The organism is Pseudomonas psychrophila HA-4, from assembly GCF_000282975.1.
Taxonomy (GTDB): domain Bacteria; phylum Pseudomonadota; class Gammaproteobacteria; order Pseudomonadales; family Pseudomonadaceae; genus Aquipseudomonas; species Aquipseudomonas psychrophila_A.
This window is the reverse complement of the sequence record NZ_ALJC01000062.1, coordinates 23,655-49,896: the sequence shown is the minus strand read 5'-3', so window position 1 is coordinate 49,896 and position 26,242 is coordinate 23,655. Positions and strand designations below refer to the sequence as shown.

At 54.4% G+C, this 26,242-nt stretch carries 28 protein-coding genes, 1 tRNA gene and 2 pseudogenes; 20 read left to right on the top strand and 11 right to left on the bottom strand.

Features of this window, described 5'->3' with window-relative positions; genetic code table 11:
* Positions 1-2: 2 nt before the first annotated feature.
* The 3 genes and pseudogenes from B347_RS0107190 to B347_RS0107185 form a co-directional block, all read right to left on the bottom strand.
* Positions 3-410 (bottom strand): ExbD/TolR family protein, encoded by a 408-nt coding sequence (locus tag B347_RS0107190; protein ID WP_019409024.1) that lies wholly within the window; start codon positions 408-410, stop codon positions 3-5.
* A 321-nt stretch (positions 411-731) separates the two neighbouring features.
* Positions 732-878, bottom strand: a pseudogene (locus B347_RS26875) (AAA family ATPase); the annotation flags it as partial.
* 30 nt (positions 879-908) lie between these two features.
* On the bottom strand, positions 909-1,808 hold the full coding sequence (locus B347_RS0107185; RefSeq protein ID WP_019409023.1) for a LysR substrate-binding domain-containing protein: 900 nt from the start codon (positions 1,806-1,808) through the stop codon (positions 909-911).
* 143 nt (positions 1,809-1,951) lie between these two features.
* On the opposite strand from B347_RS0107185, the gene B347_RS0107180 reads away from it, so the two are divergent.
* The 8 genes from B347_RS0107180 to dctM all read left to right on the top strand — a co-directional run bounded on the left by B347_RS0107180 (position 1,952) and on the right by dctM (position 10,616).
* Entirely contained in the window at positions 1,952-2,779 is an 828-nt protein-coding gene (locus B347_RS0107180) for an FAS1-like dehydratase domain-containing protein (RefSeq protein ID WP_019409022.1), read from the top strand.
* Positions 2,780-2,826: 47 nt separating this feature from the next.
* Positions 2,827-3,990, top strand: coding sequence for an acyl-CoA dehydrogenase family protein (locus tag B347_RS0107175; protein ID WP_019409021.1), 1,164 nt, complete (start codon positions 2,827-2,829; stop codon positions 3,988-3,990).
* A 36-nt stretch (positions 3,991-4,026) separates the two neighbouring features.
* Positions 4,027-5,409, top strand: coding sequence for an MmgE/PrpD family protein (locus B347_RS0107170; protein WP_019409020.1), 1,383 nt, complete (start codon positions 4,027-4,029; stop codon positions 5,407-5,409).
* The gene (locus tag B347_RS0107165; RefSeq protein ID WP_019409019.1) at positions 5,406-6,611 is read left to right on the top strand and encodes a CaiB/BaiF CoA transferase family protein; all 1,206 of its coding nucleotides are present in this window, start codon (positions 5,406-5,408) and stop codon (positions 6,609-6,611) included. The genes B347_RS0107170 and B347_RS0107165 overlap by 4 nt, the downstream gene beginning before the upstream one ends.
* 36 nt (positions 6,612-6,647) lie before the next feature.
* Positions 6,648-7,475, top strand: coding sequence for an HpcH/HpaI aldolase/citrate lyase family protein (locus tag B347_RS0107160; protein ID WP_019409018.1), 828 nt, complete (start codon positions 6,648-6,650; stop codon positions 7,473-7,475).
* Between the two features lie 85 nt (positions 7,476-7,560).
* Positions 7,561-8,553, top strand: coding sequence for a TRAP transporter substrate-binding protein (locus B347_RS0107155; RefSeq protein ID WP_019409017.1), 993 nt, complete (start codon positions 7,561-7,563; stop codon positions 8,551-8,553).
* 147 nt (positions 8,554-8,700) lie between these two features.
* Complete coding sequence (locus tag B347_RS0107150) at positions 8,701-9,339, top strand: TRAP transporter small permease (RefSeq protein WP_026014038.1); 639 nt, start codon at positions 8,701-8,703, stop codon at positions 9,337-9,339.
* Positions 9,336-10,616 carry a C4-dicarboxylate TRAP transporter large permease protein DctM gene (gene dctM, locus B347_RS0107145; RefSeq protein WP_019409015.1) on the top strand — a complete coding sequence of 427 codons (1,281 nt, stop codon included), beginning with the start codon at positions 9,336-9,338 and terminating at the stop codon, positions 10,614-10,616. Before B347_RS0107150 ends, dctM begins: the two co-directional genes overlap by 4 nt.
* Before the next feature lie 45 nt (positions 10,617-10,661).
* On the opposite strand, the gene B347_RS0107140 is transcribed toward dctM, so the two are convergent.
* Positions 10,662-10,988, bottom strand: a complete 327-nt coding sequence (locus tag B347_RS0107140; RefSeq protein WP_019409014.1) for a hypothetical protein — start codon at positions 10,986-10,988, stop codon at positions 10,662-10,664.
* 482 nt (positions 10,989-11,470) lie between these two features.
* Between B347_RS0107140 and B347_RS0107135 the strand changes: the two genes are divergently transcribed.
* The 4 genes and pseudogenes from B347_RS0107135 to B347_RS0107120 all read left to right on the top strand — a co-directional run bounded on the left by B347_RS0107135 (position 11,471) and on the right by B347_RS0107120 (position 14,809).
* Positions 11,471-11,557 (top strand) — tRNA-Leu (locus B347_RS0107135).
* Between the two features lie 100 nt (positions 11,558-11,657).
* A pseudogene (locus B347_RS25425) lies at positions 11,658-12,019 on the top strand (DDE-type integrase/transposase/recombinase); the annotation flags it as partial.
* Between the two features lie 178 nt (positions 12,020-12,197).
* Positions 12,198-13,694 carry a sensor domain-containing diguanylate cyclase gene (locus tag B347_RS0107125; RefSeq protein ID WP_019409013.1) on the top strand — a complete coding sequence of 499 codons (1,497 nt, stop codon included), beginning with the start codon at positions 12,198-12,200 and terminating at the stop codon, positions 13,692-13,694.
* A 554-nt stretch (positions 13,695-14,248) separates the two neighbouring features.
* Positions 14,249-14,809, top strand: a complete 561-nt coding sequence (locus tag B347_RS0107120) for a GNAT family N-acetyltransferase (RefSeq protein ID WP_019409012.1) — start codon at positions 14,249-14,251, stop codon at positions 14,807-14,809.
* 69 nt (positions 14,810-14,878) lie between these two features.
* Here the strand turns inward: B347_RS0107120 and B347_RS0107115 are convergent, their stop codons facing one another.
* The 3 genes from B347_RS0107115 to B347_RS26865 all read right to left on the bottom strand — a co-directional run bounded on the left by B347_RS0107115 (position 14,879) and on the right by B347_RS26865 (position 15,954).
* On the bottom strand, positions 14,879-15,124 hold the full coding sequence (locus B347_RS0107115) for a Pathogenicity locus (RefSeq protein ID WP_019409011.1): 246 nt from the start codon (positions 15,122-15,124) through the stop codon (positions 14,879-14,881).
* A gap of 93 nt (positions 15,125-15,217) precedes the next feature.
* Positions 15,218-15,544, bottom strand: coding sequence for a DUF2388 domain-containing protein (locus B347_RS0107110; RefSeq protein WP_019409010.1), 327 nt, complete (start codon positions 15,542-15,544; stop codon positions 15,218-15,220).
* A 200-nt stretch (positions 15,545-15,744) separates the two neighbouring features.
* Positions 15,745-15,954, bottom strand: coding sequence for a hypothetical protein (locus B347_RS26865; protein WP_019409009.1), 210 nt, complete (start codon positions 15,952-15,954; stop codon positions 15,745-15,747).
* A gap of 182 nt (positions 15,955-16,136) precedes the next feature.
* Between B347_RS26865 and B347_RS0107100 the strand changes: the two genes are divergently transcribed.
* The 5 genes from B347_RS0107100 to B347_RS0107075 all read left to right on the top strand — a co-directional run bounded on the left by B347_RS0107100 (position 16,137) and on the right by B347_RS0107075 (position 20,497).
* On the top strand, positions 16,137-16,520 hold the full coding sequence (locus B347_RS0107100) for a hypothetical protein (RefSeq protein WP_019409008.1): 384 nt from the start codon (positions 16,137-16,139) through the stop codon (positions 16,518-16,520).
* A 507-nt stretch (positions 16,521-17,027) separates the two neighbouring features.
* Complete coding sequence (locus B347_RS0107090) at positions 17,028-17,627, top strand: disulfide bond formation protein B (protein WP_019409006.1); 600 nt, start codon at positions 17,028-17,030, stop codon at positions 17,625-17,627.
* A gap of 285 nt (positions 17,628-17,912) precedes the next feature.
* On the top strand, positions 17,913-18,329 hold the full coding sequence (locus B347_RS0107085; RefSeq protein WP_019409005.1) for an Ivy family c-type lysozyme inhibitor: 417 nt from the start codon (positions 17,913-17,915) through the stop codon (positions 18,327-18,329).
* Positions 18,330-18,768: 439 nt separating this feature from the next.
* Positions 18,769-19,815, top strand: coding sequence for a DMT family transporter (locus tag B347_RS0107080; protein WP_019409004.1), 1,047 nt, complete (start codon positions 18,769-18,771; stop codon positions 19,813-19,815).
* Positions 19,816-19,909: 94 nt separating this feature from the next.
* Positions 19,910-20,497: a DedA family protein gene (locus tag B347_RS0107075; RefSeq protein WP_019409003.1), complete on the top strand. Its 588-nt coding sequence runs from the start codon at positions 19,910-19,912 to the stop codon at positions 20,495-20,497.
* Here the strand turns inward: B347_RS0107075 and B347_RS0107070 are convergent.
* The 3 genes from B347_RS0107070 to B347_RS0107060 are packed head-to-tail and all read right to left on the bottom strand — an operon-like array spanning position 20,484 to position 22,358.
* Complete coding sequence (locus tag B347_RS0107070) at positions 20,484-21,203, bottom strand: anti-sigma factor (protein WP_019409002.1); 720 nt, start codon at positions 21,201-21,203, stop codon at positions 20,484-20,486. The genes B347_RS0107075 and B347_RS0107070 overlap by 14 nt on opposite strands.
* On the bottom strand, positions 21,200-21,766 hold the full coding sequence (locus B347_RS0107065; RefSeq protein WP_019409001.1) for a sigma-70 family RNA polymerase sigma factor: 567 nt from the start codon (positions 21,764-21,766) through the stop codon (positions 21,200-21,202). The genes B347_RS0107070 and B347_RS0107065 overlap by 4 nt, the downstream gene beginning before the upstream one ends.
* A 52-nt stretch (positions 21,767-21,818) precedes the next feature.
* Entirely contained in the window at positions 21,819-22,358 is a 540-nt protein-coding gene (locus tag B347_RS0107060; protein ID WP_019409000.1) for a DUF3455 domain-containing protein, read from the bottom strand.
* A gap of 237 nt (positions 22,359-22,595) precedes the next feature.
* Here B347_RS0107060 and B347_RS0107055 point away from each other — a divergent pair, with 237 nt between their 5' ends.
* Complete coding sequence (locus B347_RS0107055; protein ID WP_019408999.1) at positions 22,596-23,132, top strand: DUF4174 domain-containing protein; 537 nt, start codon at positions 22,596-22,598, stop codon at positions 23,130-23,132.
* A 244-nt stretch (positions 23,133-23,376) separates the two neighbouring features.
* Positions 23,377-23,985 carry a LysE family translocator gene (locus B347_RS0107045; protein ID WP_019408997.1) on the top strand — a complete coding sequence of 203 codons (609 nt, stop codon included), beginning with the start codon at positions 23,377-23,379 and terminating at the stop codon, positions 23,983-23,985.
* Here B347_RS0107045 and punR read toward each other — a convergent pair.
* Positions 23,982-24,902: a DNA-binding transcriptional activator PunR gene (gene punR / locus B347_RS0107040; protein ID WP_019408996.1), complete on the bottom strand. Its 921-nt coding sequence runs from the start codon at positions 24,900-24,902 to the stop codon at positions 23,982-23,984. The genes B347_RS0107045 and punR overlap by 4 nt on opposite strands.
* A gap of 117 nt (positions 24,903-25,019) precedes the next feature.
* On the opposite strand from punR, the gene punC reads away from it, so the two are divergent.
* Positions 25,020-26,207, top strand: a complete 1,188-nt coding sequence (punC, locus tag B347_RS0107035; RefSeq protein ID WP_026014036.1) for a purine nucleoside transporter PunC — start codon at positions 25,020-25,022, stop codon at positions 26,205-26,207.
* Positions 26,208-26,242 lie beyond the last annotated feature (35 nt).

Genomic DNA, 26,242 nt, shown 5'->3' with positions numbered 1-26,242 from the left:
GCTTACAGCTTCCGGGTCGCGATGGAAACGGAGGAGAAACCGCTGCTTTTAAGCACGTCCATCACACTCACCAAGCGCGCTACCTCAACACCTTCATCGCTGTTGAGGATGATCACCATTTTTTGTTCAGGGTTTTCCATGGCCTTGAGTTGAACCACCAGTTCGGTCTGGTCCAGGTCTTTACCGTCCAGTTGCAGGCGATCGTCCAGGCCCAACGTGATCACGGCTTTGTTCTGCGGCTTGAGTTGTTGTGCGTGGGTAGCGCCTGGCAATTGAGTCTTGATCCCCAGCGCAGGAATAACGTTGAGACTGATCAACACGAAAAACACCAGCAGAAACATCATCACGTCGATCATCGGAATGATCTCGATGTGCAGGCGCTTTTTCTTAGGTTCTTCCCAGCTTCGCATCACACGTACTCCAGTCCACAGCGGCGATCAAAAGGCTGATCGCCCATTCAGATTCTCACTTGAGGTTTGCTGGGCACAGGGCATGCATAACCTGTCACAAGTGTCAGGTTGCAGAGACTAAGGGAGTGGTGTTTCAGAATGGTTGCAGAAAAAAGTATTTTTAAACGTGTTTCTAGTTTTGTTTTGGCGTGGTTTTTTTTGAATTTATAGGGGTTTAAGCCTGTAATTGATGGCTTTTACACGATTATTTCGAGAGGCGATGCGTAGCGCGTCATAGTTGAGCGAATCTTAATAAAACTGACATCTGTGACAGTTTTTTGATTATTGGCTCAAGGCCTGCTTGGATGCTGCGGGCAAACTCTCGACAAAGGCGGCAATCTGCCGGCTACCGCGCAAATGCACAGTGGGTACTTGAGGGCCTGTGGCCAAGCGTGCCGTTTCAATGCCTGGCCGGTCATTGCGGTCAAAGCAAGCACGCTTCCACAGGGGCTGAAGTGCTTATACAGCGCTGCTGTTTTGTGCCAACAAGATATTGATCAAGGTTCGGATTACCGTGGGCAGCGCTTCCAAGTCTCGTACCAGAACGCTTCGCTCTCGGACCCGCCAAGGTTCGTCGAGTTCGATAATCGACAAGCCCATGGTGCGTTGATGCCGGCGGGCTGATGATTCCGGCACGATGGCCAAGCCCACGCCCGCTTCGACCATTCGACACATCGCCTCGAAGCTGTAGACCTTGATACGCATGTTCAATGTTTGGCCGTGCAGGGCGACTTGTTCATTCAAGAAACGCAGCAGGGTGGTGCCTTCGTGCAAGCCAATGTGCGGGTAAGCCAGGGTTTCTGCCAGCTTGACCTTCTTGCGCCGGGCCAGCGGATGTTCAAGGGGGGTGACCAGCATCAGTTGGTCTGTGCTGAAGTGGATGACCTGCAAGCCCTCAGCCTTGACCGGGCCTGCAATGATTCCCATGTCGGTTGAGCCGTCCATGACCCCGCGCACGATATCCCGACTCAAACGTTCTTGCAGGTCGACGGTAACTCCCGGTCGTTCGGCGAGAAAACCGGCCAGCATTTCAGGCAAAAATTCGGTGGCTGCGGTGGTATTGGCAAAAATCTTGATATGCCCCGAGGCCTCGGTAGCGTATTCGGTGAACTCGTTTTTCATGTAGTCCACTTGGCGCATGATCACCCGCGCATGCTGCAAGAACAGCTTGCCTGAAGGGGTCAATTCGACGCCCCGGCTGTCACGGTATAACAGGCGATTGGCGAAGCTTTCCTCAAGGTGTTTGATCCTCGCACTGGCCGCTGCGGCGGACATGCAGGCTTTGCGCGCACCCTGGGTCAGGCTCGGGGATTCGGCGATGTGGATGAACAGTCGCAGGTCGACTAAATCGAAGTGCATGGCTGATTTCCGTTGAGCATGACGGCTGCTGTGTGGCGCCGGTGTTAAGCAAAGCCGAACGCCCCCTTACGAAAACGCAGATTCACAGACCGCCGGGCATTTGGCAATCATGGCCAAAATAACAAGCCACGGGGACATCACCGATGAGCGATAACGCACTGTCCGTCTGGGTCGGTCGCACTGAAGAAGTTCATGATCATTTGAGTCTGAATCTGGTCACTCGCATCGCCGCCACGCTGGGCGAAACTGCTCCACAAACCGGTGAGCCGTTGCCTGCGTTATGGCAATGGTGTTTCTTCCAACCGACGGTTGAAGCCGCAGGTCTGGGGGGTGATGGGCATCCGGCTCGCGGGGGCTTCCTGCCACCGGCCGACAACCGTAATCGCATGTGGGCGGGCGGCCGTGTTGAGTTCCACACAGCGCTTAAGGTGGGCGCTGAAGCGACGCGTATTTCCACCATCACCGATGTTCAGCAAAAGCAGGGCAAGACCGGTTTATTGCTGTTTGTCACGGTCCAGCATGACTATCTGCAGGACGGGCAACTGGCGATCCGTGAAGAGCAAGACATCGTTTATCGCGAACCCAGCCCTCCCAAACTGACGGGCAGCGGCCCCTTGCCTGAAGGCACCTGGCAGGCGCGCGTCACGCCCACTGCGACTCTACTGTTCCGCTACTCGGCAGTGACGTTCAATGGGCACCGGATTCACTACGACTGGCCCTACGCGACTGACGTCGAGGGCTATCCGGGCTTGGTGGTGCATGGGCCGTTAATCGCCACCCTGGCCCTCCGTGCGTTCTGCCGTGCGAACCCTGACGCGCGTCCTAGGCACTTCTCTTATCGCGGCGTTCGCCCATTGATTGCTCCGCATCCGTTCGAGGTGGGAGGCCGTGTGACGGCTCCTGGCAAAGCTGAACTGTGGGCCGGTAACGCAGACGGTGTCGCCCAGCAGGCCGAAGTGAGTTTCGACTGATCGCTGCATGGCGCCATTGAAGACGATAAATACAATAAGGATCTGCAATGAATCCGTATCTAAACGAAGACTACAACGCCATTCGCGAGGGCGTGCGTGCCCTGTGTGCGGAGTTTCCTGCTGAATATTGGCGCAAGATCGACGAGCAAAAGGGTTTTCCTGAAGCCTTTGTCACGGCCATGACTGAGGCGGGCTGGCTGTCGGCGATGATCCCTCTGGAATACGGCGGCTCGGGCCTGGGCTTGGCCGAGGCCTCGGTCATTCTCGAAGAGGTGAACCATTGCGGCGGCAATTCCGGCACGGTGCACGGCCAGATGTACAACATGTTTACGTTGTTGCGCCATGGCAGCGAGGCGCAAAAGCGCTTCTACCTACCCAAACTGGCCAGCGGCGAGTTGCGCTTGCAGTCCATGGGCGTGACCGAGCCGAGTACCGGCACCGACACCACTAAGATCAAGACCACCGCCGTGCGTGAGGGCGACAGCTACGTGATCAACGGTCAGAAGGTCTGGATCTCACGGGTTCAGCACTCTGACTTGATGATTTTGCTGGCCCGCACCACGCCGCTGGCCGAGGTGGCGAAGAAAGCCGATGGCATGTCGATTTTCCTCGTCGACCTGCGTGAAGCTATTGGGAGCGGCCTGACCGTACAGCCGATTGCCAACATGGTGAATCACGAAACCAACGAGTTGTTTTTTGACAACCTGCGCATACCGGCCAGCAGTCTGATCGGCGAAGAGGGCAAGGGTTTTCGCTACATTCTCGACGGGCTCAACGCTGAACGTACGCTGATCGCCGCGGAGTGCATTGGTGATGGTCGCTGGTTCAATGAAAAGTCTGCCCAGTACGCCCGTGATCGCGTGGTGTTTGGCCGCCCGATCGGGCAGAACCAGGGGGTGCAATTCCCGATTGCCGAAGCGCATATCGAGCTGGAAGCGGCCGATTTGATGCGCTGGCGCGCTTGCGAAGAGTACGACAGCGGGCGCAGCGCCGGAGCGGCGGCCAACATGGCCAAGTACCTGGCGGCCAAAGCCAGCTGGGAGGCGGCCAACGCGTGCCTGCAAACCCACGGCGGTTTCGGCTTTGCCAATGAATACGACGTGGAGCGCAAGTTCCGCGAGACCCGTTTGTATCAGGTCGCGCCCATCTCCACCAACTTGATTCTGTCGTACGTGGCCGAGCATCTGCTTGAGTTGCCGCGTTCTTTCTGAGTACGCCCTGGCATCATCTTTCATGGAGAACGCTGAATGAGTCAGCACACTCAAGCGCTTACTGATTTTTTGGCCACTCTGCGGTACGAGCAGTTGCCCGAGAGCGTGATTAGTCGTACCGAAGACCTGTTTCTCGACTGGCTGGGCTCGGCGTTGGCCAGCCAAGGCTCGCATCCCATCCCGCTGTTCGAGCGTTATGCGGCCTTGATGGGCCCCGCCAGCGGTCGGGCCGGCATTTTGGTCAGCGGTACCACCAGCTCTGCGTATTTCGCCGCACTGGTCAATGGCGCCAGCTCGCATTTGGTGGAGCAAGATGACTTGCATAACAGCTCCGTGCTGCACCCCGCTACAGTGGTGTTCCCGGCGGTATTGGCTGCCGCCCAAGACTTGGGCAAATCCGGGCGTGAACTGATCGTCGCGGCCGTGGCCGGTTATGAGGCCGGTATTCGAATCGGTGAGTTCCTTGGCCGCTCGCACTATCGCATCTTCCACACGACGGCCACGGTCGGCACGCTGGCGGCGGCAGTGGCTGTTGGCAAGCTGATGGGCTTTAACCAGTCGCAGTTCACTCATGTGCTCGGCAGCGCCGGGACTCAGGCGGCGGGTTTGTGGGAGTTCTTGCGCGATGCGGCGGACTCCAAGCAGTTGCACACCGCCAAGGCGGCGGCCGATGGTCTTCTGGCGGCCTATCTGACTGTCGAGGGATTGAGCGGCGCGCAGAACATTCTCGAAGGCGAGCAGGGCATGGCTGCGGGAATGTCCAGTGACGCAAATCCGAGCAAGTTATCAGAGGGCTTGGGCACGCGTTGGGCGTTGATTGAAACCTCGTTCAAGTTTCACGCTTCGTGCCGCCACACCCACCCGGCGGCGGACGCTCTGTTGGACCTGATGCAGCGTGAAAAACTGGGTTTTGAGGACATTGCCAGTGTCACCACGCGGGTGCATCAAGGGGCCATTGATGTTTTGGGCCGCGTGCAGATTCCGCACAGCGTGCACCAAGCCAAGTTCTCGATGGGCACGGTGTTGGGCCTGATCGCCGTTTACGGCAAGGCCGGGTTGCCTGAATTTCACCAGCACGCACTGACTGATTCGCGCGTTGGTGATTTGCGCGACAAGGTCAGCATGCTGCTCGACGAGGAAGTCGACGGCGCCTACCCGCAACGATGGCTGGGCCGGGTGGAGGTGGTCACGGTAGATGGGCGAACCTTGCATGGCCGCATTGACGAGCCCAAAGGCGACCCGGGCAATACCCTGAGCCGCGGCGAACTGGAAGACAAATTTCGCCGTTTGCTGGCCTTTTCCGGTGCGCGCAACGATCAACAGGCATCCGAGCTTATTGATCAAGTTTGGCACCTGCGCAGCCTGAACGACCTGAGTGTCCTGACCCGCCGCCCCGCTTGTGCAGAGAACGCATCATGAACGACATGACAACCAAACCTCGCCCGTTGGACGGCATCACCGTCGTTAGCCTGGAACACGCCATTGCGGCACCGTTTTGCACCCGGCAATTGGCTGACCTCGGGGCTCGTGTGATCAAGGTCGAACGCCCCGGTTCCGGCGACTTCGCCCGTGACTATGACGAACGGGTCAATGGCTTGGCCTCGCACTTTGTATGGACCAACCGCTCCAAGGAAAGCCTGACCCTGAACGTCAAACAGCAGGAGGCGGATCAGGTGCTCGACAAACTACTGGCCACGGCCGATGTGCTGGTCCAGAACCTGGCTCCGGGCGCAGCGCAGCGTATGGGGCTGTCTTTTGCGGACCTGCATAAGCGTTTCCCGAGGTTGATCGTTTGCGATATCTCCGGCTATGGAGAAGGCGGGCCTTATGAGCAGAAGAAAGCCTATGACCTGCTGATCCAGAGTGAAGGCGGCTTTCTGTCTGTGACCGGAGGGGCAGGCGAAAGTGGCATGGCCAAGGCCGGCTGTTCCATTGCTGATATTGCGGCAGGTATGTATGCCTACACCGGGGTGCTCTCGGCGCTGTTGCTGCGAGACAAGACGGGTGAGGGCAGCCGCATCGATGTGTCGATGCTGGAAAGTCTGGTGGAGTGGATGAGCTACCCCATGTACTACGCCTATGCGGGGGCGCCGCCGCCTCCGAGAGCCGGTGCAGCGCACGCCACTATTTACCCTTATGGACCTTTCCCAGCGGGCGACGGCGGCACAGTGATGCTGGGTTTGCAGAACGAACGTGAATGGCAGCAGTTTTGCGACAAGGTGTTGCTGCAGCCTGAACTGGCGAGCGATTCACGCTTTAATGCCAACGCACGGCGCTCAGAGAATCGCAGCGATTTGCGAACCATCATCGTCGAGAGCTTTGCCCAAATGAGTGCCGAGGAGGTGATTGTACGGCTCGACGCGGCGTCGATAGCCAACGCCCATGTCAACAACATGGCAGGGGTTTGGAATCATCCGCAGCTAAAGGCGCGTGATCGATGGCGCGAAGTGGACAGTCCTGTTGGCAAGCTGGCGGCGTTACTGCCGCCGGGACGCAACGCAGCGTTCGAGCCGCGGATGGAGGCGGTGCCAGATTTGGGCGAGCACACCGACAGTGTGTTGGTCGAACTGGGTTATGGCGCGGATGACATCCAGCGCCTTCATCAACAAGGAACGGTGTGAGGCTGGCGCCTCGCATCTTGAGCAAGGAGCCTGCTTATGCAAGAAGCCATCGTTCGCTCAGCGTTGTTTGTTCCGGGCACTCGCCCGGAGCGCATTTCAAAGGCCCTGGAGAGTGGCGCCGACGCTGTTATTGTCGACCTTGAGGACGCCGTAGCGGAACACCTCAAAGTTGAGGCGCGAGACAATCTGGATGCTTTCCTTGACGCCAACCCTAAGGTGCAGGTGCTGGTACGCATCAATGCGCCACAGCATGCACAACAGGTTGCTGACCTGGCCTTGTGCAGCCGTCAACCCGGTGTGGTGGCGGTATTGCTACCCAAAGCAGAAAGCGTCGCGCAGGTAGAACTGGCGGCGGCGTGCGGCAAGCCGGTGTGGCCCATCATTGAAAGCGCCAAGGGCTTGTTGGAATTGCCTGCCATTGCACAGTCCAAAGGGATCGAACGCTTGAGTTTCGGTGCTCTGGATCTGGCCCTAGATTTAGGCTTGATCAGCGGCACTGCCGCGTCGCAGCGCATGCTTGATCAGGCCCGATACGCCCTCTTGCTGCACAGCACAGTGGCCCGGCTGGCGCCGCCGCTGGACAGCGTATTCCCTGACATCAAAAACCCTGATGGCATGACCCGCATGGCCGCCGACGCTCGAGACATGGGTTTTGGCGGACTGCTGTGTATCCACCCGAGTCAGGTCGCGCTGATTCACGCGGTCTTTATACCCCGTCCTGAAGAGTTGGAGTGGGCGCAGCGGGTCTTGGCCGCGGTTGCCTCTGGGGGCGGAGTGTTTGTGGTCGACGGCCAGATGGTCGATGCCCCAGTGATCGAGCATGCCCGGCGCGTCTTGCGTCGGGCAGGCACGGTGTCTGCCTGAGTCGAAAGACAACAGGATTTGTAATTCAACGAGAAATAGGTATCCCGCAGTACTACCTAACTATAAAAACAAGAGGTACATACTTATGTTCAAACACACCCTCAAGGCTTTGGTTTGCGCCCTGCCTCTATTCGCCGGTCTGGCGAGCGCTGCAGATCCTATCAGTATTAAATTTGCCCACGTCGTTGCTGAACACACGCCCAAGGGGCAGGGCGCACTGATGTTCAAAAAACTGGCAGAGGAACGCCTACCCGGGCGGGTCAAGGTTGAGGTCTATCCAAACTCTTCGTTGTTCGGTGACGGCAAAGAAATGGAAGCGCTACTGCTGGGCGATGTGCAACTACTGGCACCCTCGTTGGCCAAGTTTGAGCACTACGCCAAGCCCATTCAGATATTTGATCTGCCCTTCTTGTTCAACGATATCAATGCGCTGGACCGTTTCCAGCAGAGCCCTCAAGGCCAAGATTTGCTCAAGTCCATGGAAAGCAAGGGCATTACGGGGCTCGGTTATTGGCATAACGGCATGAAGCAGTTATCCGCCAACAAAGCCCTGTACGAACCCAAGGATGCCCGCGGTTTGAAGTTCCGGGTACAGTCGTCTGCCGTTCTGGATGAGCAGTTCAAGGCCCTGCGCGCCGCGCCGCGTAAAATGAGCTTTGCCGAGGTCTATCAGGGGTTGCAGACCGGTGTGGTCAATGGCACCGAGAACACGTGGTCGAACTACGAGAGTCAGAAGGTGAATGAGGTGCAGAAATTCTTCACCGAGTCCAATCATGGGGCTATCGACTACATGGTGATCACCAATACCAAGTTCTGGAACAGCCTGCCCGAAGACGTACGCAGCTCGCTGGATGCGATCATGGCCGAAGTCACCGTCGAGGTGAACAAGCAGGCCGAAGCGTTGAATCAAAGCTCTCGCCAGACGATCGTCGACTCGGGTACCAGCGAAATCATCACCCTGACGCCTGAGCAGCGCGAGCAGTGGCGTGAAGCGATGCGCCCGGTATGGAAAAAATTTGAGAAGGACATTGGTGTCGACCTGATCAAGGCTGGGGAGCAAGCCAACCAAAGCAGTTAAGACCCTGAGTGCTGTTGGTGATTCGGTATTGGATCACCAACAGCAACGGTAGTGGTGAGCACGCCGGTCTGCAAAAAGCAGCTTCCGTGTCCTGACTTCATCGGTCTTATTCGTCGCTTTGCGACCGCTTATCAAGGGAGATAACCCATGCACGCCGTCCTTCGTGTCTGGAATCGTATGGAAGAAATGCTGGTGGCGTTCCTGCTTGCAGGGATGACGCTGGTCACGTTCGCGTATGTCGTGTTCAACAACCTGTATGGCATTTTCTATTCTTTGGGGGACTCGCTGCCTTTTGCCAACGCGGCCATGCACAGCATCGGCGACGGTATTCTCTTTATTGCACAAGAGATGACCTGGAGCGTGGCGCTGACCAAGGCCATGTTCGGCTGGCTGATTTTTGTAGGTTTGGCTTGGGGCGTGCGGATTGGTGCACACATTGGTATCGATTTGCTGGTTCGCCAGTTCAACCCCGCCAACCAGCGACGTGTGGCCATACTCGCGCTGGTGATCTGTCTTGGTTATTGCGCCCTTATGGCGTACTCCAGCGAGCAGTGGGTCGCCACGCTGTACAGCGTCAGTACAGGCGCTGAAGACCTAGATCGTTTCGGTATCCAGCAGTGGCACATCGTGATGATCGTACCGATCGGTTTTGCCCTGATGTTCTTGCGGTTTCTGCAAGTGTTCATTCGTGTTGTGCAAGGTAAACAGCAAGGGCTGGGCTTGCACAGTGAAGTGGATGACGCCGTAAAACTGGCTGAAAACGAACCATCGGAGACCGCCAAATGACCATCAGCTTCCTGTTTGTCGCACTCTTCGTGCTGATGTTTATCGGCATTCCTGTGGCTATTTCCCTGGGGTTGTCCGGGGCCATGACCATCCTGTTCTTCAGTAACGATTCGGTTCGTTCGCTGGCAATCAAACTGTTTGAAACCAGTGAGCACTACACGCTGCTGGCCATTCCGTTCTTCCTGCTGTCGGGTGCATTCATGACCAGCGGTGGGGTGGCACGACGGCTGATCGACTTCGCCAATGCCTGCGTTGGCCACATCAAAGGTGGGCTGGCAATTGCTGCGATCATGGCCTGTATGCTCTTCGCGGCGTTGAGCGGTTCATCGCCAGCCACAGTGGCGGCTGTAGGATCGATCGTCATCGCTGGCATGGTGCGCTCTGGCTACAAGCAGGAATTTGCAGCTGGCATTGTGTGTAACGCGGGTACGTTAGGCATCCTGATTCCGCCGTCGATTGTCATGGTGGTTTACGCCACTGCGACCGAGACCTCGGTGGGTAAGTTGTTTATGGCCGGTGTGGTTCCGGGGTTGCTGCTGGGTGTGGTGTTGATGATCACCATTTACATCTTGGCCCGGATAAAAAACATGCCTGCGCTGCCGCGTGCCTCGTTCAAGGAAATCACGACCGCAGGCCGTAAGGCTGGCTGGGGCCTGATGCTCATCGTGATCATTCTCGGTGGCATCTACTCGGGCATGTTCACCCCGACCGAAGCAGCCGCTGTGGCTGCCGTATACGCGGCTTTCGTGGCGATCTTCGTCTACAAGGACATGACTATTCGTGAATGTCCGAAGGTCATTGTCGAAGCAGGAAAGCTAAGCGTGGTGCTGATGTTCATCATCGCCAACGCCATGCTTTTTGCCCACGTACTGACTACCGAGCAGATCCCGCAGTCCATCACTGCGTGGGTGGTTGAACAAGGCTTCTCGCCGATTGAGTTTCTGTTGGTGGTGAACATCGTGCTGCTGGTAGCGGGCACCTTCATGGAGCCATCCGCGATCATCCTCATCCTGGCGCCGATCCTGTTCCCGATCGCGATGCAACTGGGCATCGACCCTATCCACCTAGGCATCATCATGGTGGTGAACATGGAAATCGGACTGATCACGCCACCCACCGGACTCAACCTGTTCGTTACCTCGGCCGTGACGGGCATGCCGCTCACTCGTGTAGTACGTGCGGTATCCCCGTGGCTGCTGGTGATGCTGGCATTCTTGATTTTGGTGACCTACGTGCCATACGTTTCACTGGCCCTACCAAACCTGCTCGGAATGTAACGGCGAAGGGCTTGCGCGCGAATGGTGTGCAGGCCCTTTTTTTCTTCAGACGCACTCTTTGGCTGTTTTTACAAAGTCAGGTGAGAAGAGGCTGCGTTGATAGATAACGACCTTTGCCCCGGTGCTGGCTTTAAACGTTTCAACAATATTGTCGGCGGCCAGTGAACTGGAGAGCACGATTCTATAGTGCCGATTGGTCTGGGATAGGTTCGGAGCAAACGCTTTACCCTGCAGCTTTGGCACTAAACAGGCGGCGTATGCTTCAGGGGTTTTTTCAGTTTCCAGCGTCAAAGTGGGCTGGTTGGGGGCACTGGCGCACCCTGCGAGTGATGAAAGCAGCAGTAAGACACTGGTAATGGCAGCAATACGCATGTACGGAAACCTTTTATTCGCCGGTAAACGGAATGGACGCAACTCAATGCTCGCCATTATCCAGCGCCGCCCGGTAAAACAAACTCAGCAGGCATGATGGTGACTATTGACATGACTGATGGGGCATACGATTAAGTGGACCATTGAAAAATCATTGCCTTTCAAACCACCCCATGAAAGCGGCGTCCCCGTTGCGTCTAAGTAACGGGGTCTTTCGAGCACGGTTGACCAGAACGTCCGGCTTTGCGTTTTTATCTGTCACTACACGGAGAGAATTCTGACGCGACTTAGCCGCTAGTTACCTAGCTCTCTGATTTATCGATAGTTTTAGCGAGAGTGGAAATTAAAAAATATCGCTCAAAATCCATTAAGCAACTTGCCTCATCGACGCAGGCTCTATATATTCGTCCACCTGTCACGCAGGCTCCTGATTGTTTTGCACGTCAAAACCGGTCCTGCATGACCCGCTTCACAGCGCTACCGCCCGAATGGCGAAATTGGTAGACGCATGGGACTTAAAATCCCCCGTTCGAAAGGACGTGCCGGTTCGATTCCGGCTTCGGGCACCAAACAAATCAAGGGCTTGCACGTTTTCAGCGTGCAGGCCCTTTGTTTTTTCCGGAATTCACTTTGTTAGCATGACCTTTTTGCCTATCCGCTTGCGGATATCGTTTTCGGTCAAGACGACAGTTGTGTGCCCTAATTGATCCCGTGCGCGAGAAGCCTGAGCCGTTGGCCGGTCTCGATGCGGCTAACCAGTGCTGGTCGATGGACTTCATGCACGATCAGCTAGCGGATAGGCGCAGCTTTCGGTTTTTCAATCTGATTGATGACTTCAACCGTGAAGCCCTGAGTATGGAAATTGATTTGTCGCGTCCGGCTGAGCGGGGAGTGCGGGCTCTGGATCAGGTCATTGAGTGGCGCTGGAAACCGCAGGCAACCCGCACGTCGAGCGCTATAACTGCACGGTGCGTTACGACTGGCTTGGGCATTACTTGTTTGAATCACTCCCAAACAGAAATTGGCCATGGTGGCCTGATCTCTATTTCTGGTGAATGTTAAAAATGGGGGGCATACCATGGGCGACGTATGAATGGTTGAGAAAGTGCTGCACGTTTTTCTGTGCCTTAGTAAGAATAGAATTAGTCAGAATAGAATTCGCTCTCTATAGTCAGCGTGCAAAGCAAGAAAAATCAAGAAGGTATTGGTATGAAAAGGGACTCTCTGCTTGTGCGGCTTCTGTTGTTGATTTTTTGTTGCTCACTAGCGTCACTGACTGTTTGGAAGGCTTTTGGATCAAGAGATCGTGCATTGACTGAGGTGAGTATTCATGGTTTAAACCTCGCGCAGGCGATATCTACTTACTCAGACAGTATCGTTAAACAAGGTTCCCAATTACTCATTGGGATTGTCGAGCGACTTGAAGCTGAAGGTTATGGTCCTGCAGAACTTGGGAGATTGCATGCGTTAGTAGAGCGCCAGGCAAAACTGATGCCGCAGCTGAGTAGTGTGAGTATCTACGATCGTGAGGGTGGATTGTTGATGTCTACAGCTAGTCAGATATCTTCTCTCACTAATGTTAGAGATCGAAGTTACTTCTCTCATCATCTTGGTGTGGATAGCCAGGACGCTTTTATAGGGCCGCCAATTCGTAGTAGGGCTAATGATGAGTGGGTTATAACTCTTAGTAGGCGGTTCAATGATGAGTCGGGTAGGTTTTTGGGCGTTGTGGTGTTAAGTCTTAGAATAGAAAATTTCTTAAGCTTATTTGGGCAGCTTGATGTTGGGCAGGATGGAGCAATAGGCTTGACCTTTGCGGATGGCAGGTTACTGGCACGTTATCCGTTCCGAGAGCAGGATATGGGGCGTGACTTCTCTAATTCTCCGATTTATAAGAAATATTTAGTTGATCGTTTATCTGGCACAACCTCCTATGTTTCAAGTCTCGATGGTGTCGAACGCATTTATGCTTTCCGCAAAAGCGAAAACTTTCCTTTAGTTGCAACTGTTGCAATGGGTAAGGATGAGGCACTGTCGGCATGGCGAGTGGAGACGGCGTTATCCGCTGTTGTGGTCTCAGGCCTGCTTGTTCTGGTCGGCATAATTGGCAGCTTTTTAATCCGCGACATGCGCAGGCGTGCCGAAGCGGAGGAAAGGTTGATAAATACACAGCGCGATTTGCTGTCGTCTAATAAGAAGCTCGAACTCATGGCCATGAGGGATTCGCTAACAGGGCTTGCTAATCGTAGGTGTTTTGATGAGGTTCTAATAAATGAAGCTCGCAGAGCTAAAAGGCATGGGGCCCCTTTGGGGTTGTTGATGGTAGATATTGACTATTTCAAATTGTTCAACGACTCTCAGGGTCATGTTGAGGGTGATAATTGCCTGAAGGCGGTATGTCAGTTAATCGAGCAGAGTGTGCGGCGACCTGGGGATATGGTTGCGCGGTATGGCGGAGAAGAAATAGCAGTGATAATGCCTAATACCGATAGGGCGGGGGCTGAAGCTGTCGCGCAAATTATTTTAAATAACCTAAGAGAAGAAAAAATTCCTCACGACTCAAGTCCGCTGGGGATAGTGAGTGTCAGTATTGGAGTTGCTAGTGCCATTGGCCCTCAGCTTGATGGGCTAAAACAGTTGGTTGAAAGTGCTGATGAGGCTCTATATAGAGCTAAAGTTCAAGGCCGGGACCAATTCTCATTTTGAAAGCTGCTCGTAGTGCTTCTACTTTTTAAGGAGAGGGCTATAGGTGTTTTGAGGTTTTGGGTGTTTTTCTTGGGTTGCAGGTAATGCTGGATAAATGATTGCTTCTTGTAGTAAATGAATCGGTTAGTGGCTTTTTAAGCTGTGTGTACCATGTGAAATGACTCGGGGTTTTGGCGCCAGTTATTAATTGCGCAAAATTAGAGTGCAAGGATTTAGTCATTAGGATGGCAGGTGACATATTCATGAGTTCATCATTCTTGTCGAGGATTTCAAGAGCTCCATGGATATACGCTTCGACGTCTAACATGCTTCGTTGCTAAACCCACTTTTTTTGCGCAGTTCACTTTGTTGGCGTGAATTTTTAACTTGCCCGCTTAAAGATAGAGTTCTCGGTCATCTCGACAGTTGTGTGCCCTAATTGATCCCGCCCTTGCAGGTTGTCTTTGCTCGATTCTGTCTTGTCGTTAGTGGCCGCTGTGCTGGAAACCAGCGTTGATATGGAGTATTACGGGTGACCGGCATGGCGTCGGATTAGGAAAATGAGAGCGTAAAAAATGTCTGAAAAATTTCCGGAGTTCTCTCTAGAGAGAGTCAAACTGAGAAAAATTCGGCCGGGGGATGTTGGAGCAGTTTATGCGGGACTGTCGGATCCTCGTGTAGTGGCTTACTACGGGGTTTCATATGGCAGCCTTGCTGCTACAGATGAGCAGATGACGTGGTTTGAGCACATAGTTTCTCAGGGGCAAGGCATCTGGTGGGCAATTGCTCTGCATGAAAACGATTTGATGATCGGCGCGTGTGGTTTGAATGATTGGTGCAATCAACACCGCAAGGCAGAAATCGGTTATTGGCTGATGCCTGAACACTGGCGCAAAGGTCTGCTAACGGAAGCCCTGCCTTCGATCCTTCGGTACGGCTTCCAGGATATGGGGCTCCATCGCATTCACGCAGATGTTGAGCCTGACAACGAATCCAGTTGTGCACTTCTCAGAAAATTTGGATTTCAACTTGAGGGAACGCTTCGCGATGTAGAACTGAAGGCAGGCAAATTCATAAGCCTTCACCAGTACAGCCTACTGTCGTCAGACGACCCAGCATCATGCCTACTAAGGTAAACGCCAAGCTGCATGCCCTTCAGTGATTCAGCCCTAGGTTAAATAATTGCTCTGCGCCTCCAGGCGCCTTTACCGCAAGGATTGCTTTCCCCGTGCAAGCTCGATAGCAGCAGTGATGGCCGCTCGAGCTTGAGGGCTGTTTTTCCAACATGTTGAACCCAGTGCCGCGCTGGCTTGTGCCAAGATGTCGCCCACATCTGATTTTCGAAGCTCATCCAGTGACTCGATACCCATCTGTTCAAGTCGAGTTATGACGGTAGGTCCTACACCTTTGACGGCGAGCAAAGCGGTTCTTTCTTCCAGTGAAAATGGCATGCATAAAATCCTTTTTTAATGCGTCTATTAAAGTGTTCCCAATGCTCGTCAGTGAGGATGCATGCTGCATAAGCAAAGGCACTTCGACCTTGATCAGAAAGAAGTTGCTATCGCTAACGCGAGTTGCTGGTCGGACATAAGGGGTTGACTGTAGGTCGCTCTGTAGTAGCGAGAAGCCTGCTCAAATTCTGCGCCACGTATTTCGCCATTCGAACCAACGAACGCCAGGGCGTCGCCCTTGGCTGACTTGAAAAGGTCGGGAATACTCGAGGTGGCCGCGGTGACTCCGGAGATGATGACAGCGGGAACTATGGTGGTAATCATGAGCGCGGCTTGGAACGGATTGTTGTTTTCTGCGGCTAGGGCCGTGGCGCTATTCAACACCATGACAGCGATAGCGAGAGTCTTCCAAGAGTCCATTCTGATCATTTCCGCTGTTTTGAGTGGACGTCACCTTAGCAGAGTGGTTGTGTTTCCATAAGCAACAATCCCGGCTCGCGATATCTGCATGCTGTAGAAAAATAGTGCTCAGCTCTATCGGCACGAACACCGTCACTGTGAAGCAAAGCCCCAAGAATTAGGGGCTAAAGTCTCGTTCACGGTTAGAGAAACAGTTGTCTTCAGTGAAGAGTGGTAACCCTGCGACTTTCGCTAATTCGGATCCTGTCCAATGCTCTGTTTAATGCGTCCAGGGCATCTAGCAGGGCTTTAGCCTCCGCCTCTCTACCATCTCCCCATAGCCGTTCTGCCATTTTGTTAAGGGTCAGAATGGACCGTTCTATATCAGCAGCAGTTGCTTGGGCTGACTGAGCAGCTAGTTTCTTTGGCATTGTCAAAATTTCCGCAGTGCCAGACCCATAAGCGCATCTTCGCGGCACAATTGCTGGTTGAGTAGGTTGATGGGCAGAGACTTTATGAGTCTTTCATTCCAAGCGAACAGGGTATGTCTCGTGCGTGCTGGATGTACAGAGGAGTGTTAGCATCGGCCTTTTTTACCGTGAGGGATCACACGATGACGAGCAAGATAATATCCATCGCTTTGGCAGGCGCCTGTCTGCTTGCGTGCTCTAACGCATGGTCCTGGTGGATGAACGGGGACACTGTTGAGTACAGCACTGCTGAGTGGGAGTACTGTAAGTTAGGTGGTACTGATGCTGCCTTGACCATGCTGAGCAGGCAGAAAGGCACGCCACTGTCCTATCCCTATGACAATGTTTACCCTCCATCCGAGACTCAAAAGAAGGTCAGGGTGTGGCTTGTCGGTTACGCCGAAACCTATCCGATAGAAAGCACGGAGGAGAAAAAAATGGCGGTTGCCGATAAGTTCTCCAAAGACATGCAGCGCGGATGTCTGCAGTACCTGAAGTTGGTTAAGCCAGAAGATTTGGCGAAATAAGCGTCAACACTTTTGGCGGGAGGGCGCGCTCATCTTAAAAGGCTCAATGAGGGAGAAATAGCTTTTTGTCCCATTACATTCAGTGCGTCTGGGGCGTTGATCACTTGATTTTGAAGTGTGCTGGGCTAACCTGATTTTTCGAGAGCCGCCTGGGTGAGCACTCACTGGATTTGAGCTTTTGGATGCATAGCACGAGCCTTTATCAGAAATAATGCCCATTGGCTTGAATGGGCGGTCAAAGGGAGTTGACTTATTTATGATGTTTTTCGTTTTTGCTCTGCTTGCGCTGGCACTTGGTGTTGGCTGGTATGGCAATAGAAAAGTCGCCTTGTTGTTGGTATTTGTTTTTTTGCATTGGCGGTGAAAGAGTTTCTTTGGGAAATCGACAGCCCGGACTATGGGTATCGAATGCCCTGGATCCAGGTGAACCATACCGTTGATGATTACCCGGCTCACACATGTGCCTGAGCTCGTGTTTAGTAAGTCTGCGATGGAGCGCAATTCGAAATGAAAAACTACTTCAATAAGGCCGCAGCTTTCTGGGCTGAAGCTGCGCCGCCGTTACTCTATGTCTACCTGCTCGGTATGATGGCGGTTATTGCAGGGATATTAACCACGGCTATGACCTTGCAGTATGTGGGTGGAGAGTTGCCGTGCCCATTGTGCCTGCTTCAGCGTGCCGCAATGCTCGGCGTCTGTTTTGGAATAATCCAGCAGTTTAGGCATGGATTCTCTTTCGCCAATACGGGCATCAGTCTGTTTTTTTCAGTGTTTTTACTGATCGTATCAGTGCGCCAAACCTTGCTTGATATCTATCCTCGCCCAGGCCATGAGTATGTCGGGAGTGCAGTGCTGGGGCTGCATATGCCTGTGTGGTCGGTGATTATTGCGGTTTGTCTGATCATCGCCTTTGCTCTCCAGTTGATTGTTTGGGGTGCCAATACACCGTCTAAGCTGAAGCCTCTTGCGCAGTACCGAGTGCTCAGCACAATTGCGCTGGTGCTGAGTCTCTATGTCATCGCGGTAGGGCTTATCAATTTTGTATCCGTGGGCGTCCAGTGCAAGTTTAATCAGTGCCATACCTTCAGCTATCAGTTACTGGATTGACCGCCGCAGAGAGTGGTCCAAGACGCAAAGCACAGTTCGTTCTTGACGCTGTCAAGGCTGCCCTTGTAACTTGATGGGATTGATTCTTAAAGGGGCTACGGGGTGGATAACGCGCTTAAACAGCCTGTCTTCGTCGCAGGGGCGATACTTCTTACTGTAGGCATCGGTACAGAAAGTCCTACTGTCTGGGCCTTGGGATGCTTTTACATAATCGTCGGATGGTCGAAGAGAACTAAACCTTAAAGCACGATGTTTATGCTTGGTGGGATTAAAAGGAGTGGGTGGATGAAGGCTTTCATGGCGTTAACGTTGATCGGCGCCTCAACGGCATTTATGTTATCTGACGCATTGGCGGATCAATATCTGTTCGATATTGCGAGTAAAGAACCCTATAAAGAAGCCTACCAGGCAATGTTTACCTTTCCTGACTGGGTTCGTAGTGGGCAAGGTACTTCAAGTCCTGTGGAGGAAGTGGTTCTCGGCGGGGAAACCTATACGTTGGGGCAAATGTGTAAGCCACATGATTGTGCCGACAATCAATTCATCGTTGTTTTCAGTCCGGATAAAACAAAGGCGTGGGGGCTTTTGGCAACGCGTACTTCAGACGGTCGCTCTTTCAACACGCAAGTATTGGGCGAGCCTGATAGCGCTATTCGGGATTTGCTGAACAAAACCTTGACCGATAATAACCCTCAAGATTAATGGCAGTCATTGAAACTGCGGCGTCCTCATCTGTGAATCCAAGTTGACTCTGTTTGTCATAAGGACGTTTCCATATCACCGCTGGCTCTTAAACATGGTCGGGCTGTCCCGACGAATTGCATGCGAGTGAGTGACACGCATAGGGGTGTAATCTGTCGGGTAGTTATAGCCCTTGGATCACACTCCGATGCGTCCTCTCTTGAGGGATCGGGCAGTTAGCGACAGGCTGTCGTTGGCGCTGGTTGTTCATTTCATTACCAATAAGTGAAGCTCGGCTACGTGGATTTGCACGCTTTTCCGCTGATTTATTTCAGGGCGCTGCTGTGCTCTACCGCCAGCCTTTCTATGTGCGACTTTAAAAGCTGGCAGATGTCACCCAGCGTTCAGATCCGTGTGAGTAAGCTAGGCTGCTGGAAGGGCTGATGCAGAAGTGGGCGAGATGAATACAAGCGTGATTTATGCCTTGGCAGCGGCGGCACTGTTCGGTGCCAGCACGCCGCTGGCCAAAGTATTGGGGACAGAAGTCCCTCCAGTGTTGCTGGCCGGGTTGTTGTATTTGGGCAGCGGCGTAGGCTTGTTGCTGGCACGTTGTATCCGCGACCGTGGCTGGAAGCGCTCGGGGCTGAGTGTCAGTGAATGGCCGTGGCTGGTTGGGGCGATTGTGTTTGGCGGGATATTAGGGCCGGTTGCGCTGATGTTTGGCTTGACCCAGACCAGCGGTGCCACGGCGTCGTTGATGTTGAACCTTGAACCTGTGCTGACGGCGCTCTTGGCCTGGGTGGTGTTTAAGGAAAACGCAGACCGCAGGATTGTACTGGGCATGTTGGCGATTATCGCGGGCGGGATTGTGCTGTCATGGCCGTCGGGTCAATCGTCAGGCGTTTCGCAATCCCTACTCGGACCGCTTGCTGTGGCGTTTGCCTGCTTTTGTTGGGCGGTGGACAACAACCTGACGCGCAAAGTATCGGCTTCTGATGCGTTGTATATCGCAGGCGCCAAAGGCCTGTTTGCCGGGCTTGTGAATTGCACGATTGCGTTGATGCTAGGGGCGCAGTGGGTGCCTGTTCAGGTGTTGACCCCTACGTTGTTGATTGGCTTTTTGGGGTACGGCGTCAGTCTGGTGCTGTTTGTGTTGGCACTGCGAGGCTTGGGGGCTGCTCGCACCGGAGCCTACTTTTCTACTGCACCTTTCTTGGGGGCGGCCATCTCTATTCTGGTGTTGGGAGAATCGGTTTCGTGGCTGTTTTGGCTGGCCGCAGCGTTCATGCTAGTGGGCGTATGGCTTCACTTGACCGAATCGCATGACCACACTCATCAACATCAGCCGCTAGAGCACACCCATCGTCATACGCATGACGAGCATCATCAGCATGAGCACGTCGGGGATGAAACCGCTGGCGTTGCGCACAGTCATACGCATCAGCATTTGCCGATTCGGCATAACCATCCGCATTTTCCGGATATTCATCATCGTCACACGCATTGAGCGTGGACGATGTGGGTACGTGCTCTAGTGCGCGGCAGTAAGCCCCCGCAGGATGCCGTAAGACTTTTCGATTGCTGGGAGCGACAGAGCGCACATGTTTGAACACATCGACTTCAACTACTTGCTGGCAACCTATGGTTACTTGGCCATATTCATTGGCTGCTTGCTAGAGGGTGAAACCATTCTGATTTTAGGCGGCATGGCGGCACACCAGCATGTCCTCAAGCTGTTACCCGTCATTGGTTATGCCAGTTTGGCCGGGATGCTGGGGGATCAGTTGCTGTTCTGGGCTGGTCGCTACTTTGGGGCGCGCATAATGCCGCGCTTGCACAAGCAGCAAGCCACCATCGATCGGGTGACACAGTTGGTTAATCAACATCCGACAGTGTCGATTTTTTCCGTACGTTTTTTGTATGGTATGCGTCTGGTCGGGCCAATGGTGATTGGTGCGTGCAAGGTTTCGCCTTTGAAATTCACCTGTATCAATCTGTTGGGCGCAGTGACGTGGGCAACCTTATTTGCCAGCGGCGGGTATTGGGCCGGCGAGTTTCTGGAAGGCGTGTTGGGCGACCTCAAGCCGTACCGGCTGCCGATTGTGTTGTGCGTGATTGCCCTGACGCTGGTGCTGGCGGTGGTACGTCATTACCGGACCAAAAGCCGGGCAGGGGTCAAATCACTTTGACGGCGCGGCCGATAAATTGAATCGGCCCGGTAGGTTTGCCTATTGGCGAACCGTTGGGGCCTTCAAGGGTCAGCTCAAAGAGTTGATTGGGCTCAAGCGGCGGAAGGCTATCCAGCGGTACCGATAAGGTTTGCCCGGGCTTGACCAGCCCCAGAGAAACCGGGCCATCCCAGCCTTCTGCCTTGGTCCAGAACTCCAGCGCCTTATCGGATGGGACGTGAGCAACGCCAAGCGGAATAAGCTGAATGTTCTGACGATTGCTGGCCTGAATCACCCACCCTGGCGCCTGGTTCTGCGGCGCTACCAACACCACAACGTAAGCCGGCGGCGAAACCTTAGGTGAGGCGCTAAGCAATACCGTGCCCAGCACTACTGTCGCAGCCAAGCCTGCTGCTGACAGACCGCGCCAGAGCGGCAACAGGTTCCACCAGCCATGTTGTTCTTTGGCTTTATCGGGAGAGGTCGCGGCATTCAGGCTGCGTTCGATACGCGGCCACAGCCGGGCCGAAGGAGGGTGTGGCGGCACCAGATCGTTAAGCGGCACCAGACGTGCCTCCCAGCGATCGACCGCGGCTTGCAGCATAGGGTCCTGTGCCATGCGCTGCTCAACAGCTTGCCGCTGCTCAGCGTTCAGAGTGCCCAGCACGTATTCACCTGCTAGCGCGTCGAGCGCGTTCGGGTCGTTTTGGTCAGGCTTGAAAGTCATCCCATACACTCGCGCAAGGCGCTCAAACTACGTTTTATCCAGGCTTTGACTGTGCCCAAAGGGGTAGCCAGTTTTTCGGCGATTTCGGCGTGGGTATAGCCGTCGACATAGGCATGCACGATGCAACTGCGTCGAGCAGGCTCAAGCTGTTCAAGGCAGCCGTGAATACGCTCGGTACCGGGTTGCCATTGCAGGTCATCCTGCGGCGCAGCTTGGCCATCCAGTGATGCTAAAGGGTGCAACAGCATCTCGCTGTCCTCACTGACTTGAAGCGCGTGGCGGTTATTACGAACGAAGTTCAAGGCTAAATGCCGGGTTACGGTGAAAATCCATCCACGTGCGGACCCGCGCTCAGGGTCGAAGCTGGCAGCGCGGGTCCAGATTTTGATAAAAGCGTCATGCACGATGTCCTCAGCCAGAGCGTTGTCGCGGGCGATACGTTTCGCTACGCCCAGCAACCGTGCGCTTTCTTTTGCATACAAAGCCACTAGCGCCTGTCGCTCGCCGCGGGCGCAGGCGAGCAGGCAGGCTTCGTAGTCAAAAAAGGGCTCAGGTAACGTCACTGTTTTCAATCGTCATGGGGAGGCATTCCTACGTGCATAAGGCTTTACGGGTTTAGCGGTCGGCCCAGAAGATGTAGTCCGCCTGATACTTGACCACTTGTTGCTGCCCCTTATTGGTGGCTGAACACTCGCTGCTCGGCGCGACACCGCCTTTAAGTGCGACACGCTGGATATAAGTCACGCCGCTCATAGTGCCTTTGCCTTCGGCTGGGTTGGCTTTGACCAGTTGATACGGCAGGTTTCCAGCACCTGCCGGAGCAACCGCGAGCTGGGTGCCAGTGACTTTAGATCCATCCAGCGCCTGCCATGTGGCAGGAGGGCCAAAATAGGTCCCGATTTGTTTACCATTTGTGTCATTCAACTGGGCTTTCGGGCCTACAAATGTCCACTCCATTTGGCTGGGCTCATTGGCTTTTTCTTTGCATTCGTAGGTTATTTCGCCGACACCCACGGCCTTCATCGCCACCTTGTGGCCTTCGGGTACGCGGATGTTTTCTGGCAGTTGGGACTGCGCGTAGGCGCTCGGAGCTGCCACACACATCGCGGCGGCCATAGTCAGTAAGGTTTGGCTGAGCAAGCGTTTTGCGTTCATGCAATTCTCTCCAAAGGGAAGTAACACGCTTAACAGCGAAGTGGCTGTTACAGGTACTACCCCTGAGCGAGCGATTTGGATGCAGTTGCAAAAAATAAACGTGGCGGGCAAAGTCCGAGGGCCCGGTTGCGTGATGGAACCCTTGGCCTACGCTTTGTCCAAGAGGCTCAGCGTCAAGTGTTTCAAGCCCTTGACGGTACGTTCGCGGACCCGGTCCGATAATAAAAGGAGATCTGGATGTTTATCCGTTTATTGATCCTCGCCAGTGTACTGATGACGAGTGCGGCGCAGGCTGTTGAAGTTCCAAGCCCACTTGAACAGGATCGCGGGAAGTTTCGCCCATTGATCATCGTTGCTCGTACAGAGGTTGATCCCACCCTGGTCACGCTCAAGCAGGCACTCGAAGACCCGGCCAACCGACAGGGGTTTAATGAGCGCAATATGGTGCTCTACACGATTGTTGGTATTTCCGGTAAACGTGATGGCAAAGACCTCGAACCGCAGTCCACGATGTCGCTGATTCGAGGGCTCAAGCCGGGCATGATCATTGATAAGGCCAAAGTGATTTTGATTGGTAAGGATGGCGAGAAAAAGCTTGAGGATGAAGGCGACGCCGACCTTAAAAAGCTTTTCACCACCATAGATGCTTTGCCAGCCAGTGAAAAAGAAACTCAGGCACAGGCTGATGTGGCCACACCCGACAAAGCCAGCGCCTCGAACAAGGCTGCCAAACCTACAAAACTTTCCAAGGCCCCCAAAGCGCTGGAGGACTAAAGCCCCTAAATAGCAGACAAAAAAAGGCCTGCTGGGGGGAGCAGGCCAAATGGGATTCACTAAAGGAGTGGATCCAATCTAGGCCTGTTGATGTGAAAGTGGCGTGAAAACCATGTAGTCAAAACGCAAACCAATCTCAAACCTCTCTTTAATGTGTGTGGTCGAAATTACGCTCAGCTGTAGTGCAATTCCAGCTTGGTAATCCGATAGGGTAGATAGACTCTTCAGATTGCCGGATGCCACCATGCCGTTCTCCCTCGAACTACTGTCTGCCTTTGCGCTCTTCGCGTTTGTGTCATCAATCACGCCGGGCCCTAACAACACTATGTTGTTGGCCTCTGGGGTTAACTTTGGGTTTCGCCGAACCATTCCTCATGCGCTAGGCATCAGCTTTGGCTTTATGTTTTTGGTGCTGGCCGTCGGCTTGGGGCTGGGCGGGCTGTTTAAAGCTGTGCCCGTGGCCTACACGGTTTTGCGCTATGTCGGGGCTGCGTACTTACTGTATCTGGCTTGGAAGGTCGCGACTTCAGGGCCGATGTCTGCATCCGACTCATCTCATGGCAAGCCTTTGGGCTTTTGGGGGGCGGCGGCTTTTCAATGGGTCAATCCCAAGGCTTGGGTCATGGCCGTTGGAGCGATCACCACCTATACCCCGTCACAGGGATACATCGCCAATGTGTTCATCATCTCCTTGGGCTTTGCCATCATCAATTTACCCAGCGTCTGTGTGTGGGCGGGCTGTGGTAGCGCCTTGCGCAGCGTGTTGAGCAAACCCAAGTGGCTGCTGGCGTTCAATGTGTCGATGGCGCTTTTGCTGGTGGTGTCGTTGTATCCAATCCTCTTTGACAATTAAGACTGGGCGTCGCTTTCGTTGAGCCACTCTTGGTTCAGCGTCGGAGTATCGCCTAGATACTCCAGCAGCCAGCCCATGGCTGGTGAGTGATTATTTTGAGCCCATGCAATGCACGAAGGGCTAGCCGGGAAGGGGCGCTGCAACTGCAAGGCAATCAGGTGGCCTAGTTCAATCAAAGGTTGCGCCAAATGCGCCGGCACCATCCCAACGCACAGCCCGTCGCTCAGGCAAGCCAGCCCCGCAGTCCAATCGGGCACCATCATTCGTCGCTGGTTATCCAGGGTCCAGGTGTCGCGTTTGGGCAGGTTTCGCGAAGTGTCGTCCATGCACAGCGAGGGATAGGGGCGCAGTTGTTCGTCGTTGAGCGTGCCTTCGATTGAGGTCAATGGATGTGATGGGCTCGCCACGCACAGCCAGTGCAGAGAGCCCATGTCGCGGAACGCAAAACTGCCGGCTACCGGCACTGCGCGCGTGGCGCCAATAACGATGTCAGTGCGCCCGTCGACCAGCGCATCCCACACGCCGTTGTACACCTCGTAATGCACGATCAGTTCCACATCTGAAAAGTGCCGATAGAAATCGAGCACCATTTGCTGGCAGCGCGGATGTTTCACGATCGAGTCCACGCCCACCCGCAATTGACCGCTCCAGCCATTGGCCACTTGCTGGCATAGGCGTCGGGTGCCAAGCATTTTTTTTATCACGTCGCGGGCTTCTTTGACAAAAACCCGCCCGGCAGGGGTCAGTTCGACATCACGGTGTCGGCGCACAAACAATGGCACAGCGAGCCACTGTTCGAGTTGACGCACGGTGTAGCTGACCGCTGATGGCACGCGATGCAGCTCCTGAGCAGCACCGCTGAAACTGCCGTGGCGAGCCACTGCGTCAATGACGTCCAGAGAGTATTCAGACCACATACGTTGCCTTCAAAATATTTGATGCCTTAGGGCAATTATTCTCGCTTCACAAGCCAATGCTCAACTGGATAATGCGCGTCAGTCAACAAATTGTTTGATGGCAGATTTTGGATGCGCATGAAGAATTCTTTTGGTTTTACCTGTTATCTCGCCGGGCTGAGCATGCTGGGCTACTTGGCGATGGACATGTACCTGCCGGCTTTCGGCACGTTGCGCAGTGAGCTAGGCCTCTCAGCCGGCGCGGTGGGGGCGAGTCTGAGCATTTTTTTGGCAGGCTTTGCGTTCGGTCAGTTGGTGTGGGGGCCGCTCTCGGACCGCCTGGGGCGCAAACCCGTGTTGTTGATGGGGTTGTCGATGTTTGCGCTGGGCTGCCTGGGCATGCTGTGGGTCGACAATACCGCGCTGTTGCTGGGTTTACGGTTTATCCAAGCAATCGGTATTTGTGCGGCAGCAGTCACCTGGCAAGCGCTTGTAATCGACCGTTATCCAGCCGATCAGGCCAATCGGGTCTTTGCGGGCATTATGCCTTTGATGGGGTTGTCACCTGCGTTGGCCCCGCTGCTAGGGGCTGTGGTGCTCAATCACCTAGGCTGGCAGGCGATTTTCGGCGTGTTGCTGGGCTTATCGTTGCTGCTGATCGTGCCAACCCTGCTGCTTGAAGAAAAATCCCGCAGTATCAATGTTGCTAAGCGTGCAACGGCGCAGGTGAGTTACTGGAAGTTGCTGGGCTCGGCTACTTTTAGCGGCAACGTGATGATTTTCGCCGCGTGCTCGGCCAGTTTCTTCGCCTGGTTGACTGCTTCGCCGTTCATCTTGGGTGACATGGGCTACAGCCCGAGTGACATTGGTCTGAGTTACGCGTTACCGACCTTGGCCTTTATGGTGGGTGGGTACGGTTGCCGCAGCGCCTTGCAGCGCATCAAGGGCCGCACGTTGCTGCCATGGCTGCTGTTCGCTTATTGCGCAAGCATGATCGGGCTGTATTGGGTTGCCGCGCACACCGAGCCGACACTGGCGACCTTGCTGATTCCGTTTTGCCTGATGGCGTTGGTGAACGGGGCGAGTTACCCGATTGTGGTGGCCAGTGCCTTGATGCCGTTTGCGGAGAATTCGGGCAAGGCAGCTGGGTTGCAAAATACCTTACAGCTTGGATTGTGTTTTCTGAGCAGTTTGCTGGTGTCGACCTACATCAGCCAGCCGTTGCAAATCACCGTCGAAGTGATGCTGGCCACAGCACCGTTGGCCGTGCTGGGATACGTGATTCAGCGACGCAAGGCCAACGCCGAGGCACTGGCAGCGTCCTGAAACTTTACTTCCTTGTGTAGGCGCGAGCTTGCCTC

Excerpts from the sequence above, each read along its gene's own strand:
- B347_RS0107140 (WP_019409014.1), bottom strand. The coding sequence starts at position 10,988 with ATGCGTATTGCTGCCATTACCAGTGTCTTACTGCTGCTTTCATCACTC.
- B347_RS0107045 (WP_019408997.1), top strand. The coding sequence starts at position 23,377 with ATGCCGTTCTCCCTCGAACTACTGTCTGCCTTTGCGCTCTTCGCGTTT.
- B347_RS0107150 (WP_026014038.1), top strand. The coding sequence starts at position 8,701 with ATGCACGCCGTCCTTCGTGTCTGGAATCGTATGGAAGAAATGCTGGTG.
- B347_RS0107160 (WP_019409018.1), top strand. The coding sequence starts at position 6,648 with ATGCAAGAAGCCATCGTTCGCTCAGCGTTGTTTGTTCCGGGCACTCGC.
- B347_RS0107075 (WP_019409003.1), top strand. The coding sequence starts at position 19,910 with ATGTTTGAACACATCGACTTCAACTACTTGCTGGCAACCTATGGTTAC.
- dctM (WP_019409015.1), top strand. The coding sequence starts at position 9,336 with ATGACCATCAGCTTCCTGTTTGTCGCACTCTTCGTGCTGATGTTTATC.
- B347_RS0107175 (WP_019409021.1), top strand. The coding sequence starts at position 2,827 with ATGAATCCGTATCTAAACGAAGACTACAACGCCATTCGCGAGGGCGTG.
- B347_RS0107070 (WP_019409002.1), bottom strand. The coding sequence starts at position 21,203 with ATGACTTTCAAGCCTGACCAAAACGACCCGAACGCGCTCGACGCGCTA.
- B347_RS0107165 (WP_019409019.1), top strand. The coding sequence starts at position 5,406 with ATGAACGACATGACAACCAAACCTCGCCCGTTGGACGGCATCACCGTC.
- B347_RS0107180 (WP_019409022.1), top strand. The coding sequence starts at position 1,952 with ATGAGCGATAACGCACTGTCCGTCTGGGTCGGTCGCACTGAAGAAGTT.
- B347_RS0107060 (WP_019409000.1), bottom strand. The coding sequence starts at position 22,358 with ATGAACGCAAAACGCTTGCTCAGCCAAACCTTACTGACTATGGCCGCC.
- B347_RS0107090 (WP_019409006.1), top strand. The coding sequence starts at position 17,028 with ATGAAAAACTACTTCAATAAGGCCGCAGCTTTCTGGGCTGAAGCTGCG.
- B347_RS0107055 (WP_019408999.1), top strand. The coding sequence starts at position 22,596 with ATGTTTATCCGTTTATTGATCCTCGCCAGTGTACTGATGACGAGTGCG.
- B347_RS0107110 (WP_019409010.1), bottom strand. The coding sequence starts at position 15,544 with ATGGACTCTTGGAAGACTCTCGCTATCGCTGTCATGGTGTTGAATAGC.
- B347_RS0107190 (WP_019409024.1), bottom strand. The coding sequence starts at position 410 with ATGCGAAGCTGGGAAGAACCTAAGAAAAAGCGCCTGCACATCGAGATC.
- B347_RS0107115 (WP_019409011.1), bottom strand. The coding sequence starts at position 15,124 with ATGCCATTTTCACTGGAAGAAAGAACCGCTTTGCTCGCCGTCAAAGGT.
- B347_RS0107085 (WP_019409005.1), top strand. The coding sequence starts at position 17,913 with ATGAAGGCTTTCATGGCGTTAACGTTGATCGGCGCCTCAACGGCATTT.
- punC (WP_026014036.1), top strand. The coding sequence starts at position 25,020 with ATGAAGAATTCTTTTGGTTTTACCTGTTATCTCGCCGGGCTGAGCATG.
- B347_RS0107125 (WP_019409013.1), top strand. The coding sequence starts at position 12,198 with ATGAAAAGGGACTCTCTGCTTGTGCGGCTTCTGTTGTTGATTTTTTGT.
- B347_RS0107155 (WP_019409017.1), top strand. The coding sequence starts at position 7,561 with ATGTTCAAACACACCCTCAAGGCTTTGGTTTGCGCCCTGCCTCTATTC.
- B347_RS0107120 (WP_019409012.1), top strand. The coding sequence starts at position 14,249 with ATGTCTGAAAAATTTCCGGAGTTCTCTCTAGAGAGAGTCAAACTGAGA.
- B347_RS0107185 (WP_019409023.1), bottom strand. The coding sequence starts at position 1,808 with ATGCACTTCGATTTAGTCGACCTGCGACTGTTCATCCACATCGCCGAA.
- B347_RS0107100 (WP_019409008.1), top strand. The coding sequence starts at position 16,137 with ATGACGAGCAAGATAATATCCATCGCTTTGGCAGGCGCCTGTCTGCTT.
- B347_RS26865 (WP_019409009.1), bottom strand. The coding sequence starts at position 15,954 with ATGCCAAAGAAACTAGCTGCTCAGTCAGCCCAAGCAACTGCTGCTGAT.
- punR (WP_019408996.1), bottom strand. The coding sequence starts at position 24,902 with ATGTGGTCTGAATACTCTCTGGACGTCATTGACGCAGTGGCTCGCCAC.
- B347_RS0107170 (WP_019409020.1), top strand. The coding sequence starts at position 4,027 with ATGAGTCAGCACACTCAAGCGCTTACTGATTTTTTGGCCACTCTGCGG.
- B347_RS0107080 (WP_019409004.1), top strand. The coding sequence starts at position 18,769 with ATGAATACAAGCGTGATTTATGCCTTGGCAGCGGCGGCACTGTTCGGT.